This is a genomic window from Streptomyces sp. NBC_00158 (genome assembly GCF_045160885.1).
GTDB lineage: Bacteria > Actinomycetota > Actinomycetes > Streptomycetales > Streptomycetaceae > Streptomyces.
Map to the genome: position 1 here is coordinate 6,682,488 of NZ_CP108161.1, position 13,510 is coordinate 6,695,997.

General features: G+C 75.9%; 12 protein-coding genes. 5 read left to right on the forward strand and 7 right to left on the reverse strand.

Annotation, left to right across the window (positions count from 1 at the left end):
- The first annotated feature begins 36 nt into the window (after positions 1-36).
- Positions 37-657 (forward strand): alpha-ketoglutarate-dependent dioxygenase AlkB family protein, encoded by a 621-nt coding sequence (locus OG553_RS30625; RefSeq protein WP_405983183.1) that lies wholly within the window; start codon positions 37-39, stop codon positions 655-657.
- A gap of 41 nt (positions 658-698) precedes the next feature.
- On the forward strand, positions 699-1,961 hold the full coding sequence (locus OG553_RS30630; protein ID WP_405982080.1) for an ROK family protein: 1,263 nt from the start codon (positions 699-701) through the stop codon (positions 1,959-1,961).
- A 51-nt stretch (positions 1,962-2,012) separates the two neighbouring features.
- Here the strand turns inward: OG553_RS30630 and OG553_RS30635 are convergent, their stop codons facing one another.
- The gene (locus tag OG553_RS30635; RefSeq protein ID WP_405982081.1) at positions 2,013-2,558 is read right to left on the reverse strand and encodes an ATP-binding protein; all 546 of its coding nucleotides are present in this window, start codon (positions 2,556-2,558) and stop codon (positions 2,013-2,015) included.
- Between the two features lie 209 nt (positions 2,559-2,767).
- On the opposite strand from OG553_RS30635, the gene OG553_RS30640 reads away from it, so the two are divergent.
- Positions 2,768-3,931, forward strand: coding sequence for a PLP-dependent cysteine synthase family protein (locus tag OG553_RS30640; protein WP_405982082.1), 1,164 nt, complete (start codon positions 2,768-2,770; stop codon positions 3,929-3,931).
- A gap of 8 nt (positions 3,932-3,939) precedes the next feature.
- Here OG553_RS30640 and OG553_RS30645 read toward each other — a convergent pair whose 3' ends face one another.
- The 6 genes from OG553_RS30645 to OG553_RS30670 all read right to left on the reverse strand — a co-directional run bounded on the left by OG553_RS30645 (position 3,940) and on the right by OG553_RS30670 (position 10,887).
- Positions 3,940-4,428 carry an SRPBCC family protein gene (locus OG553_RS30645; protein ID WP_405982083.1) on the reverse strand — a complete coding sequence of 163 codons (489 nt, stop codon included), beginning with the start codon at positions 4,426-4,428 and terminating at the stop codon, positions 3,940-3,942.
- Positions 4,429-4,527: 99 nt separating this feature from the next.
- Positions 4,528-7,020, reverse strand: coding sequence for a right-handed parallel beta-helix repeat-containing protein (locus tag OG553_RS30650; RefSeq protein WP_405982084.1), 2,493 nt, complete (start codon positions 7,018-7,020; stop codon positions 4,528-4,530).
- Positions 7,021-7,141: 121 nt separating this feature from the next.
- A complete protein-coding gene (locus OG553_RS30655; protein ID WP_405982085.1) occupies positions 7,142-7,750 on the reverse strand; it encodes a hypothetical protein in 609 nt (202 codons plus the stop codon).
- Positions 7,751-7,927: 177 nt separating this feature from the next.
- The gene (locus OG553_RS30660; RefSeq protein ID WP_405982086.1) at positions 7,928-8,755 is read right to left on the reverse strand and encodes an MOSC domain-containing protein; all 828 of its coding nucleotides are present in this window, start codon (positions 8,753-8,755) and stop codon (positions 7,928-7,930) included.
- A 105-nt stretch (positions 8,756-8,860) separates the two neighbouring features.
- Positions 8,861-9,439, reverse strand: a complete 579-nt coding sequence (locus OG553_RS30665) for a DUF6643 family protein (RefSeq protein WP_405982087.1) — start codon at positions 9,437-9,439, stop codon at positions 8,861-8,863.
- Positions 9,440-9,705: 266 nt separating this feature from the next.
- The gene (locus tag OG553_RS30670) at positions 9,706-10,887 is read right to left on the reverse strand and encodes a glycosyltransferase (RefSeq protein ID WP_405982088.1); all 1,182 of its coding nucleotides are present in this window, start codon (positions 10,885-10,887) and stop codon (positions 9,706-9,708) included.
- Between the two features lie 206 nt (positions 10,888-11,093).
- Here OG553_RS30670 and OG553_RS30675 point away from each other — a divergent pair, with 206 nt between their 5' ends.
- Together OG553_RS30675 and OG553_RS30680 are read left to right on the forward strand one after the other, a co-directional pair.
- Positions 11,094-11,888 (forward strand): glutamate racemase, encoded by a 795-nt coding sequence (locus OG553_RS30675; protein WP_405982089.1) that lies wholly within the window; start codon positions 11,094-11,096, stop codon positions 11,886-11,888.
- 207 nt (positions 11,889-12,095) lie between these two features.
- The gene (locus OG553_RS30680) at positions 12,096-13,256 is read left to right on the forward strand and encodes a hypothetical protein (protein WP_405982090.1); all 1,161 of its coding nucleotides are present in this window, start codon (positions 12,096-12,098) and stop codon (positions 13,254-13,256) included.
- The last annotated feature ends 254 nt before the right edge of the window (positions 13,257-13,510 follow it).

The window sequence follows — 13,510 nt, forward strand, 5'->3', positions numbered from 1 at the left end:
CCGCACGGAGAGCTCTTCCCGCGCGAGCGGACCGAGATCGCCCCCGGCGCCGTGCACCTGCCCGACTGGCTCGGGCCCCGGCGCCAGCGGGAGCTCCTCGCCGCCTGCCGCGAGTGGGCCCGCCCGCCCGCCGGGCTGCGCACCGTACGCACCCCCGGCGGCGGAACGATGACCGCCCGGCAGGTGTGCCTGGGCCTGCACTGGTACCCGTACGCCTACGCGCGCACCGCCGTCGACGGGGACGGGGCCCCGGTCAAGCCGATGCCCGGCTGGCTCGCCGATCTGGGGCGGCGGGCCGTCACCGCCGCGTACGGGACGCCCCCGCCGCCCGCGGAGGCGTGCGACATCGCGCTGGTCAACTTCTACGACGGCGACTCCCGGATGGGCATGCACCGCGACGCCGAGGAGCGCTCCGGGGCCCCGGTGGTCTCGCTCAGCCTGGGCGACTCCTGCCTCTTCCGCTTCGGCAACACCGCCACCCGGGGCCGCCCGTACCGGGACGTCGAGCTGCGCAGCGGGGACCTGTTCGTCTTCGGCGGGCCGAGCCGGCTCGCCTACCACGGTGTGCCGAAGGTGCTGCCCGGCACCGCCCCGCCGGAGCTGGGGCTGGCCGGGCGCCTCAACATCACCCTGCGCGTCGGCGGCCTCGGGGCGTAGCCGGGGCGAGGGGCGGCCCCCGATCATGCGAGGATCCCCTCATGAACGGCAACGGGGCCCCGCTGGGGGCGGGGGACGAGACCACGGCGTCGGCGGGGTCCGCGAGGACCAGGCTGGAACGCGGCCGCGGCGCACTCGGACCCGCGCTGGAACTCGTCCACACCGGCCGGGCCCCGACCCGGGCGGTGCTCACCGCCGAGCTCGGCGTCACCCGCGCCACCGCCGGAGCCGTGGCCGCCGAGCTGGAGGCCCTCGGCCTGATCCGCGTCGACTCCCGCCCGGGTGGCGCCGGCGGCACCCAGGGCCGGCCCTCGCACCGGCTCGCCGTCGACGAGAACGGCCCCGTGGCGCTGGCCGCGCAGGTCCACCCCGACGGGTTCCGGGCCGCCCTCGTCGGCCTCGGCGGGCGCATCGTGGCGACCGCGCCCGGCAAGCTCACCGTCTCCGCGGACCCGGCCCAGGTGCTCGGCGCGGTCGTCGACGCGGGCGCCCGGCTGCTCGCCGAGTCGGGGCGGCGCTGCGTCGGCGCGGGCCTCGCGGTGCCCTCGGCGGTCGCGGAGCCCGAGGGGACGGCCCTGAACCCGCTGCACCTGGCCTGGCCGCCCGGCTCCCCGGTGCGGGCCATCTTCGCCGAGCGGATCAAGGCGGCCGGCATCGACGGGCCCGCCCTGACCGGGAACGACGTCAACCTCGCCGCGCTCGCCGAGCACCGGCACGGCGCGGGCCGCAGCGCCCAGCACCTGCTCTGCGTGGCCACCGGCCACCGCGGGGTCGGCGGGGCGCTCGTACTGGACGGCAGGCTGCACAGCGGCAGCGCGGGCCTGGCCCTGGAGGTCGGCCACCTCACCGTGAACCCGGAGGGGCGGGCCTGCCACTGCGGCAGCCGGGGCTGCCTGGACGTGGAGGCCGACCCGCTGGCCTTCCTCACCGCGGCCGGCCGTACGCCGGGGCCCGAGGTGTCGCTGCTGGCGCAGGCCCGCGACCTGCTGCGCGCCGAGTACGCGCAGCCGTCGGTCCGGGCGGCCGCCGAGGAGCTCATCGACCGGCTCGGCCTCGGCCTCGCGGGCCTGGTCAACATCCTGAACCCGGACCGGATCATCCTCGGCGGACTGCACCGGGAGCTGCTGTACGCCGACCCGGAGCGGCTGCGCGCGGTGGTCGCCGACCGCAGCCTGTGGGGGCGCAGCGGGGGCGTGCCGATCCTGCCGTGCACCCTCGACCACAACAGCCTGGTCGGGGCGGCGGAGCTGGCGTGGCAGCCCGTGCTGGACGACCCGCTGGGGGCGCTGGCCGCGGCGGCCTGAGCCGCGCGGGCGCGCCCCGGCCGGGTGCGGGGGCGGGTGGCCGCGGGGGAGTCAGCCGGGCCTGGCGCCTACCGGGACCGACGCCGGCACGCCGGTCGCGACGGCCCGTGCGTCGACGGCGGCGAGCACCGGGCGGGCGGCTTTCCGTACGGTCTTCTTCACGCCGATACTGACCGTGCGCGGCGGAGCCGCCGGCGCGGGGGCGGCCCGCATGGAGAACCAGACGACCTTGCCGGGTCCGTCCGGCCGGTGCCGGGCCCCCCAGGCCTCGCTGACCGCCTCGACGAGCGCCAGGCCGCGCCCGCAGGTCTCCAGGTCATCGGCGTCCCGGCGGACGGGCAGCCGCGGATCGCTGTCGTGGACGGAGACGGTCAGCCGCCCCAGGCGGAGTTCGATCTCGACCGTGCACGCCTTGTCCGGCTGCGCATGGCGGTGGACGTTGCTGAGCAGCTCCGTCACGCCGAGCGCAGCCCGGTCTATGAGCGGGTCGAGCTGCCAGTGGCGCAGTTGCGCTGAGACGATTCTGCGGACCTGGCCGATCCGCGCTGGCAGGGCCTGCAGTTCGACGACGCAGTGCCTGCGGGAATGACTGATCACGGCTGCGACTCCCCGACATCATCGTTACGGGTGCTGCACCCTCGGTGACGCAATCACCAGGGTCACCCACAGTGGCGCCGCTTGCAACCGAACGCCCGGGGAAGCGACCGAAAGCGATCCGCATGGAAACCCAAAGTAATCATTTGTGCAGGTGAGGGGGGTACATTTCGAAAGGAGGGGGCTTTGGAAACGACAAAGGAGCAAGGCGCATGAGCACCACCGGCACCACCGGTACCCCGGCCTCGAGCACGGCCGGAAGCACGGCGGCGACGACGGTCGACATCGACCGCAGCGACGCCGACTACCGGGCCTGGCTCAAGGAGGCCGTGCGCAAGGTCCAGGCGGACGCCAACCGCTCCGCCGACACGCACCTGCTGCGCTTCCCGCTGCCCGAGGCCTGGGGCATCGACCTCTACCTGAAGGACGAGTCAACCCACCCGACGGGCTCCCTCAAGCACCGCCTCGCCCGCTCGCTGTTCCTCTACGCCCTCTGCAACGGCTGGATCCGCCCCGGCCGCCCGGTCATCGAGGCCTCCAGCGGCTCAACCGCCGTCTCCGAGGCGTACTTCGCCAAGCTGATCGGCGTCCCGTTCATCGCGGTCATGCCGAGGACCACCAGCCCGGAGAAGTGCCGGCTCATCGAATTCCACGGCGGCGAATGCCACTTCGTCGACGACTCGATGAAGATGTACGAGGAGTCCGCCGACCTCGCCGCCCGCACCGGCGGCCACTACATGGACCAGTTCACCTACGCCGAGCGCGCCACCGACTGGCGCGGCAACAACAACATCGCCGAGTCGATGTACCAGCAGCTGCGCCTGGAGCGGTACCCCGAGCCCGCGTGGATCGTGGCGACGGCCGGCACCGGCGGCACCTCCGCCACCATCGCCCGCTACGTGCACTACATGCAGCACGACACCCGCGTCTGCGTCCCGGACCCGGAGAACTCCTGTTTCTTCGACGGCTGGACCAACAACGACCCGCACGCGAGCAGCGACTGCGGCTCCCGCATCGAGGGCATCGGCCGCCCCCGCATGGAGCCGAGCTTCGTGCCCGGCGCCGTCGACCGCATGATGAAGGTGCCCGACGCCGCGTCCGTCGCCGCCTGCCGGGCCCTCGAACAGGCCATAGGGCGCAAGGCGGGCGGCTCCACCGGCACCGGACTGTGGAGCGCCCTGAAGATCGTCTCCGAGATGGTGGCGGAGGGCCGCGGGGGCAGCGTCGTGACCCTGCTGTGCGACCCGGGCGACCGCTACCTCGACAAGTACTACTCGGACGAGTGGCTGGCGGCCCAGGGCCTCGACATCGCACCGTACGCCAAGACGATCCAGACCCTGCTGGACACCGGCGAATGGCGCGAGCCCCAGGCCTGAGCCCGCTGCTAGGGAGTGGTGCGCGCCGCGAGACGGGTGTCCAGGGCGCGCACCGCCGAACGGAAGGAACGGCCGAGGCCGGGGCGGGCCGCCGCCAGCGCCAGCCGGAAGGGGGCCGGGCCGTCGGCGGCGAAGGTCCAGCGGACGAGTGTCCCGACGGCGTCCGGCCCCGGGGCCAGCAGCCACTCCTCCACCAGGGCGCTCATGCCCGGCGCGTTGGTCTCGTCGACCCGGTAGGCGTAGCGCAGCCCCGGGTCGGCGGCCACCACCGTCTCCTGGAACCGGACCCCGCCCACCAGCCGTACCTCCCGGCCCGCCCCGCCCCCGGTCGGCCGGGCCAGGGTGACCGCGCCGAACCAGGCGGGCCAGCCCGTCACCTCCTCCGCGAGCGCCCGGTACACGGCGTCCGGCGGGGCCGCGGCCCTTGCCGTGAACGGCAGCCGGACCGGGGCGTGCTCGATGAAGTCCAGCCCCACGGGGCGGAGTCGGCGGGCCATGGCGTTGCCCCCTGGGGCCTCGTACGGGTTCGCGGCGCGGGTGCGCGCGCCGCGCCACCTTAACTGACCGTACGTCAGAAGTCCTCGCCGGCCGGCGGATCAGCACTCCGCCGGCAGTGCCGGCAGGTCCTCCGGGAACAGCAGCGTCAGCTCGTCCGTACTCGGGTCGGCCAGCTGCGCCACCCGGCCCGCGTGCCGCTCGACCATCGCCTCGAACGTCTGGCGGGCGGTCCGGCCGTTGCCGAAGGCCGGGCCCTTGGGCAGCTCCGCGAAGTACTTCAGCAGCGCCTCCCCGGTGCCCTCGTCGAGCCGGTACTCGTGCTCCTCCGCCTGCTGCTCCACGATCCGCAGCAGCTCCTGCGGCCCGTAGTCCCCGAAGGTGATGGTCCGGGAGAACCGAGAGGCCACCCCCGGGTTGACCGTCAGGAACCGCTCCATCTCCTCCGTGTACCCGGCGACGATCACCACCACCGCGTCCCGGTGGTCCTCCATCAGCTTCACCAGCGTGTCGATCGCCTCGCGCCCGAAGTCCCGGCCCGAGTCCTCCGGGGCCAGCGCGTACGCCTCGTCGATGAACAGCACCCCGCCCCGCGCCCGGTCGAAGGCCTCCTGCGTACGGATCGCCGTGGACCCGATGTGCTCGCCGACCAGGTCCACCCGCGACACCTCGACCAGGTGGCCGCGCTCCAGCACTCCGAGCGAGGCCAGGATCTCCCCGTACAGGCGGGCGACCGTGGTCTTGCCCGTGCCGGGAGAGCCCGTGAAGACCAGGTGCCGGCGCACCGAAGCCGCCTTCAGGCCCGCCTGCTGCCGCCTGCGCCCGACCTCGATCATGTCGGTGAGGGCCCTTACCTCCCGCTTGACGCTGTCCAGCCCGACCAGCGCGTCGAGCTGCCCCAGCACCTCGCCCGAGCCCCGGGAGGCCGCCGGGGCCGCCGCGGCCGGTCCGGCCGGTGCGGCGGCGGGGCTCCCGGCCGGATCCGGCCCGTCCCCGGCCCGCGCGGCCGGCACCCCGTCCGCCGGACGGCCCGCGAGTCCCTGCGCGGCCGTCGCCGTACGCGGCCCCGCGCCCCCCGGCCGCGCCCCCGTGAGCACGCCGCCCGCCGCCCGCGCCGCCGGGCCCGTACCGCCCTCGTCGCCGGTGCAGCCCTCGGTGTGGGGGCCGTCCTCGGAGAAGTCGTACCCGCCGCGTGCGCACCGCTCGGTGTGGCACCGGGTGAGGGTGGTGCGGCAGCCGTCGATGACGTGGAAGCCGAAACCCGAACTGTCCGTCACCCGGCAGGCGGTGAAGGTCCCGCGGCCGCCCGCCGACACGTAGAACCCGGCCTCGGCGGCGGAGGTGACCGTGCACCGCTCCACGACCGGATCGGCCCCCTTGGTGACGATCACGCCGGTCTGCACGGAGTCGATGGTGCAGTCGGCGAGGGCCCCGCCGCTGCCGTGGTCGCGGAACCACGCCCCGGTGCCCGCCTCCCGGATCCGGCAGTCCTCCAGCCGGGCGCCCGCCCCGTCGCTCACCGAGACGGCCGTGTTGCGCACCTGCGAGAGGTCGCTGTCGACCACGTCCACGCGCGAGCCGCGGTCCAGCACGAACAGCGCGTCCGGCACGTCGTGCAGCCGGCAGGCGGTCAGGGAGGCGGTGGCCCCGTCGCTGACCCAGACCGCCGGGTAGTCGCCCGTACTGTCGTGGATCTCGCAGGACTCGGCGTCGACCCGGGTGCCCGGGTCCCACACCGACAGGCCGTTGCGGCCGAACCGGCGCACCGTGGTGCGGCTGATCGTGAGCACGGAACGGGAACGCAGGTCGACGGCGTTCTCCGGGATGTCGTGGATGTCGCAGCCGGCGAGCGCCAGCACCGCGTCCGTGTCGAGGGTGACCCCGTCGGCGGACGTGCGGTGCACCGCGCAGTCGGTCAGCCGGGCCGCGGCCCGCGCGGCGATCTGCACACCGGCGCCCTTGACCTCGTAGACCTCGCAGCCCAGCGCCTCCAGTCCCGAGCCCTCGCCGGTGACCGCGATGCCCGCGCCGACGGCGTGGTGGATCCGGCAGCGCTCCAGTCGCGGGTGCCCGCCGCGCACCGAGAACCCGGCCTGCCCGGCGACGACCACCTCGCACTCCTCGAACACCCCGCCGCCGCCGTCCAGGACGGAGATCCCGACCCCGGCCGGATTCTCCACCGTGCACCGGCGCACCAGCGGCCGGGCACCGCCGCGCACCTCGATGCCGGAAGACGAACGGGTGTGCACCCGCAGGTCGGTGAGTTCGGGCGAGCCCTCCTCGACCAGCAGCGCCGGCGCCGCCCGGTCCGCCCCCTCCAGGTAAAGGTCCTGGACCACGGCCGAGGCGCGCACGGTCAGCGCGACCCCGTCGAGCGGGGCGATGCGCACCGATCCGGCCACCGCCCCCTCGGGCCCGCGCAGGGTGACGGCATGACGCAGCACCAGGTTCTCCCGGTAGGTTCCGGGGGCGATGGACAGGACGTCCCCGTCGCCCGCCGCGGCGAGCGCGGCCGTCAGCGTCGGATACTCCCCGGAACGCCGCCGCCACCGCGAGGCCCCGCCGTGCGTCACCTGGACCGTGCCCTGAGCCATCGTGCTGTCGTGCCCCCACCCTGGTACTCGCGCTGCCGGACCTGCGGAAGCGACTGGAGAGACCGGAGCGACCCGGCCTCCGGCCCCACGGTAGCGCGCGAGGGGCCGGAGGGTGGCCAGGTCAGCTGCCCGCGCCCGCCCGGCCCCAGTCCGGTCCCGCCGCCGCCCACGCCCGGTCCAGACGCGTGTACCGCCGATGCGTGAGCCGGCGTACGACCAGCCGCCGGACCGTCTCCGCGAGCGCGGCCGCGGTGAGCGCGGCAGCCAGGCCCGCGGCGCCCGCGTGGAACGAGGCGGCGGTGGGGTCGAGCGGTTGCCCCACCAGACGGCCCCGGATGTCGGTCCATATCCGGAACCGGTCGCCGGCCCGCGGCGGTTCCTCCGCCGCGGGGACCGTGCCCTGGTGGCTGCTGCCGTCGGGCGCGGTCCAGGAAGCCACGATCGGCGTCCGCTCGGGCGCCTGCCGCTGCGCCGACGCATCGGCGGCCGCCCCGGCCGCGGCCGGCGCGGGCCGGACCACCACCGCCGGCACCAGGTACCGCTCGTGCCGCTGCTCGCGCGCGGCCCGCTGCAGGGTCCCGTCCACCTGGAGGCCCGCCACCCAGCCGACGGCCGGGGCCACCAGCAGCACGCACACCAGCGCGGAGAACGCCACCCACGCCTCGAAGAGATCGGTCGGCCTGCGCAGCGGATTGCGCCGCCAGCGCCACACACCCATTGCTGTCCGCACGGTCCGGCTCCCCCTGCCCCATGCCCGGTCTACGTCTTCGTCCGTCGTCCTGACTGCTCCAACGGCCCCGCGCGGCCCGTTGGTTCCAGTGGACGCCACGAGCCCCTCGAAGGTGTCATTCCACCGGCCCGCCGTGGTCAGCGGCGGGGGCGGGACCTTCGTACGCGGCGGCCGCGGTCACTCCAGGACGCGCACCTCGTCGCCCACCCGGACCGTGCCCGTGACGACCGGCACCAGCTGGCGTCCGAAGGCCAGGGACTTCCCGATCCGCCGGTGCCTGGCCAGGGTCTTCAGCGGCTCCCGACCGCGCTCGGACGTCAGCTGGTCGGTGGTGGTCACGATGCAGCGGCCGCACTCGCGCACCCCGCGGAAGACCGCGTCGCCGATCGCGATGCGCCGCCAGCCGTCCTCGGCCCAGGCGTCGGCGGGACCGCCGACCACCAGATTGGGCCGGAAGCGGTTCATGGGCAGCGGACCCTCCTCCGGGTGGTCGCCCTGGGCGATCAGCTCGTTGAGGGCGTCCAGCGAGGAGCTGGTGGCCAGCAGCAGGGGGTAGGCGTCGGCGAGGCTGACGGTCTCCCCGGGCAGGGCGTAGTCGGGGTCCACCGGCCGCCGGACGGCCGGGTCGTCCATGTGTACGAGGCGTGCGGGCTGGCCGAGGTAGGCGGTGAACCACTCGGCGGCGGCGGACGCCGCGACCACCGTCTCGACCTTCTTCCCGAAGAGCACGACCGGCTCCAGCGGGCCGGGCTCCGGAACCTCCACGACGAGACCGGGCATGCCCGGTCCGGACAGCTCGATCCGCCCGCCCGGCAGCGGGCGCGCCGAGGCCAGCGCCAGCCGCGCCTGCTGGCGTTGGGTGATGACCGCCCCCGTCGTGTCGACCACGGCCCAGCGGCGGTCCCCGGCCGGGCCCCAGGGCTCCACGACGATCTCGTCCGGAGCGGTACCCGCCACCGACTTCACGGGATGGACGTGGAGTGACTGGACGTACAAGTTCGACATGGGGGCATTGTTACAGCTGCCCCCGCCGGCCCTCCAACGACCTTGTGCGCGGCACACGGTGCGCGGGCCGCCGGCGTCACCGCCGGCGGCCTCCGGGCCCCGGGCTCAGTAGGCGCGCTGCTGGTACTGGCGGCCGTACGGGTCCTCGTACGAGGGGACGCCCGCCGCGGACGCCACCGGCGCCATGGTGGGGGTCATGGCCGGCGTCATCGGGGCCATCGGCGTCATCGGGGCCATGGGCGCCATCGGGCGCGGGGCCGCCGGGCGCATGGCCTCGTAGCCGGTGCCCATGGCGGCCGGGCGGGGCTGCTGGGGCTGCGGCTGAGGCACGTACCCGGGCCGGGCCGCGACCTGCTGCTGCGGGATGTACGGAGCCGGCGCGTGCTGAAGCGGAACCGGCATCTGCTGCGGCTGGGGGGCGGCCTGCTGCGGGTACCCGTAGCCGTACGAGGGCGCCGGCAGCTGCGGGGCGGCGGGCGGCAGGGCGGGCATGGACGAGGCGAGGGCCGGCAGGAAACCACCGCTCGAGTAACCGGCACTGGGGGATTCGTAGGCGGCCGGAACGCGGATCGGGGCGATCTGCGGAGTACCCCGCTCGGCGACGAGGGAGTCGTAGATGGGGGTGTCCGGGAAGGAGGGCGCGGAGTAGTAACCGCCGCCATAAGTGGAGCGGGGGGAGGTCATGGGAGACAAGTTAAGCCCACGACTTCACCGGGTCCATAGCCAGGTGCCGCCAACACCGCGCTGACCTGCATATTCCCAGGTCAGCGCCACAGCTTTCACTTGACGTTCACCTGCACGATTCGTCACTTCCGCCCCGTCTTGGTGTCACTCGTACTCACCGGTTGGCCCGTGCACGCACTTCACGCTGACGCACCGTCACAACGCGGTGACCTCGGATGACGTCCCCTCAGGCGGAGGAATGCCCCGCCCCGACCACCCCGCTGGTTTCAGGCGTCGCTCGGGCGGGCATAGGTACGGCCCTTCCAGGCGGCCCCCCGCCCCCGGTAGTGCTGCACGGCCGAGTCGACGGTCATCAGCAGGTAGAGCAGCGCGGTGAACGGCAGCAGCGGGGCGAGCGCGGCCGGCTGCCGGTAGTAGCGCAGCATCGGCAGGTAGGTCCCCGCCATCAGCAGCCAGGCCAGCCCCCCGGCCCAGGCCGTCGCCGCGCCCACCGCCGAGGACGGACCCGCCAGTCCCGCGAACAGGGCCGCCGGCGGCACCAGGTACACCAGGGCCAGCCCCGCCACCGTCCCGGCCAGCAGCAGCGGCTGGTGGCGGAGTTGGGCGTACGCGCTGCGGGACACCATCCGCCACAGGTCCCCGAGGGCCGGGTACGGACGTACGCTGTCCACCCGCTCCGCCAGCCCCAGCCAGATCCGCCCGCCCGAACGCCGGACGGCGCGGGCGAGCGAGACGTCGTCGATGACGGCCTGCCGGATCGAGTCCGGGATCCCGGCGCGGACGGCCGCCGCGGTCCGCAGCAGCACGCACCCGCCGGCCGCCGCCGCCGTCCGGGAGGCGGGACGGTTGATCCGGCGGAAGGGGTACAGCTGCGCGAAGAAGTACACGAACGCGGGGACGACGAGCCGCTCCCAGAACCCGGCCGTGCGCAGCCGGGCCATCAGCGAGACGAGGTCGAGGTCCGCGCTGGTCGCGGCGGCGACCAGTTCGCGCAGGCTGTCCGGCTCGTGCGCGATGTCGGCGTCGGTCAGCAGCAGGTACGCGGGCTCCCGCTCCCCGGAGGTGCGGGCGTGGGCGATGCCGTGCCGCAGCGCCCAGAGCTTGCCGGTCCAGCCCGGCGGCGGGTCCCCGGGGGTGACGACGGCCAGGGGGAGGCCCGGCTGCTCGGCGGCCAGGCGGCGGGCGAGCGCGGCCGTGCCGTCGGTGCTGCCGTCGTCCACCAGGACGATCCGCGCCTCGCCGGGATAGTCCTGGGCGAGGAGCGAGGGAAGGCTCAGCGGGAGCACCCCGGCCTCGTCCCTGGCCGGGACCACGACGGCGACGGAGGGCCAGTGGGCGGGGGCGGTACGCGGGGGGAGGCGGACGTCGGTGCGCCAGAACATGCCCTGGGCGAGGGTCAGCCAGAGCCAGGCGGCGAGGGACGCGCAGGCGGCGATGAGGAGGCCCATGGCGGCAGTGTGGCCGAACCGGCGGGGGCCTGTCCCGGTCTTCCGGGCGAGTCGGGGCGGCGGGTCGCCGGCCTGCGCCGGAAGTGCGCCGGGGGCGGGTCCGGGGCGGCCCGGGGGCGGCCAGGGGGCGGCCCGGGGGTGAGCCGGGGGCCGGTCCGCGGGGCGGGGATCGCGGGCGCGACGGGCGCGTCGACTAAAGTGACCGGGTGAAGATCGCGCTCATGGACTCGGGAATCGGCCTCCTCGCTGCGGCCGCCGCGACGCGTCGGCTCCGGCCCGACGCCGATCTGGTGCTGTCCTCCGACCCCGACGGGATGCCCTGGGGGCCCCGGACGCCCGCCGGCATCACCGAGCGTGCCCGCGCCGTCGCCCGGGCCGCCGCCGCGCTCGCCCCCGACGCGCTGATCGTGGCCTGCAACACCGCCTCCGTGCACTCCCTGGAGGCCCTGCGCGCCGAGCTGGAGCCCGGCATCCCCGTCATCGGCACCGTCCCGGCGATCAAGCCCGCCGCGGCCGCCGGCGGGCGCGTGGCCATCTGGGCCACCCCCGCCACCACCGGCAGCCCGTACCAGCGCGGGCTGATCCGCGACTTCGCCGGCGGGGCGCGCGTCACAGAGGTGCCCTGCCCCGGGCTCGCCGACGCCGTCGAGCACGGCGACGAGGAGGCCGTCGCCCGCACCGTCGCGGCCGCCGCCGCGCTCACCCCGGCCGACGTCACGGACGTGGTCCTCGGCTGCACCCACTACGAGCTCGTCGAGGAGTCCATCCGGGCCGCCCTCGCCGTCCGCACCGGGGGAGCCGAGCTCACCTACCACGGCTCCGCCGAGGCCGTCGCCGTCCAGGCGCTGCGCCGCGTCGGCCTCGAACCCGCGCCGGGGCTGCCCCGCACCGGCGGCCTGACCGTGCTGCACAGCGGGCGCGCCTCCACGCTCTCCGACGCCGCCCTCGGCTACGCCGAAGGCCGGCTCCTCGCCGACCGGGTGCGGGCCCACCAGCACTGAAGGGGCGGGCGGCAAAAGGCGGTTACGGAGTGCGGGCCGCGCTCGCATACTGGCCCTGTGATTGCCTACGCCAAGCACCTTCCCGCCGGTGTGGTACCGGCAAGTGATGTGCGGACGTGGGGCGTTGAGGAGTCGGGGCGCTGGCGCAAGGCTCGTACCCCGGTCATCTTCGCCCCTGTAGCGGGGAGTTGGTTCCTCGCCGTCCTGGTGACCGTCTCACTCGTGCTGCTCCTCCGCGACGGGGGGCCGGCCGGTCCGGTGGGCACGGCGTGGCGGTTCTATCCGGCGGCCGTGCTGCTGGTGGCCCTGCCCCTCTGGTACCGGTTCCTGCCCGCTGCGGCCGCGGCGGCCGCCGCCCTGCTGGTTGCGGAGTCGGCCGCGGCGCCGTCCCGGGGGCCCGGGGCCGTCCTGGTGTGCGCCGCCGCCGCGTGGGCGCTGGCCGGGGCGCTGCTGCGGCTGCGGTCCCGGCGCGCGCAGGAGCGGCTGGCCCTCGCCGCCGCCGGGCCGGGCCGCTTCCGGCTCCCCGACCGGCTGCCGCCCGGCCAGGAGCGGCGCGGGAACACCCGGATCATCGTCGGGGCCGTCCTCTGCCTCGCGGCTGCCGGGATCCTCGTGGACGGCCTGGTCGAGGACCTCGGGACCGCCCCCGGCGGCCTCCCGTACGACGCGATCGGCCAGCAGCGGTTCTCCCTGGTCCTGCTGGTGCTCGGGAGCACCCTCCTGGGCCGGGGCTGGGCCGCCGACCTGGCCGCCCGGCGGCTGTACGAGGACGACCAGCCCGCGCTGGTCGTCGGCGTACGGATCTCCCCCTCGGGGCACTTCTGGCTGCTGCCGGACGCCGACGACACGGCCGGCCGGCCGCTGCTGTGCTACCGCCCGCGCGACCGGGACACCGTCAGGCCCGCACGGCTGCTGGCCGCGGGGACGCGGGGCCTGCCGCGGGGCGGCCTGCACGACGTCGACGCCCGCGCCGAACCCTTCGAGGCGCTGCTGTACGGGGTGCCGCGCGAGGGGGCCGAGGTGGTCCTGGAGTACGCCGTGCACCAGGAGCACGGCAGCATCTCCTGCCAGGTCACGGGAGTCCCGCTGCTGCCGCGCCGGCGGCACGGGCTGGGGCCCTGGAGCCCGGCCGGGGCGTCCTACCGGGAGACGACCCGGGGCCGGCGGGAGCAGGAGGAGGCGCGGCGCCGGGAGGCCGAGCGGATCCGCCGGGAGGCCGACCGGAAGAAGGGCGCCAAGCGGGCCACGGCCTCCGGCACCGCCGGCACGACGGCGGCAGGCGGCTGCGGCGGAGGCGGCGGAGGCGGCGGCAGCTGCGGCGGCGACGGCTGCGGGGGAGGCGGCTGCGGAGGCTGCGGCTGCGGGTGACCTCCGGCCGGGGCCGAGTGCACGCCCGGGCGGGGTCCCCCCCCGGGCGGCCACCCCTCGGGCACGCCCGCACCCGACGCGCCCCGCCGGTGTGCGCCCGGCGCCCCGGCGTTCGCCGCCGGCCCGCGCCCGGCGCCCCGCCGCGCTCCGCCGGCCCGCGCCCGGCGGCCCGGCGTGCACCGCCGTTCCGGCGGGCTCTGGCCCGGCCGTGGCTGCGAGCCGCCGGGCCAGGGGCGGCACCGCACCCGGGTCGG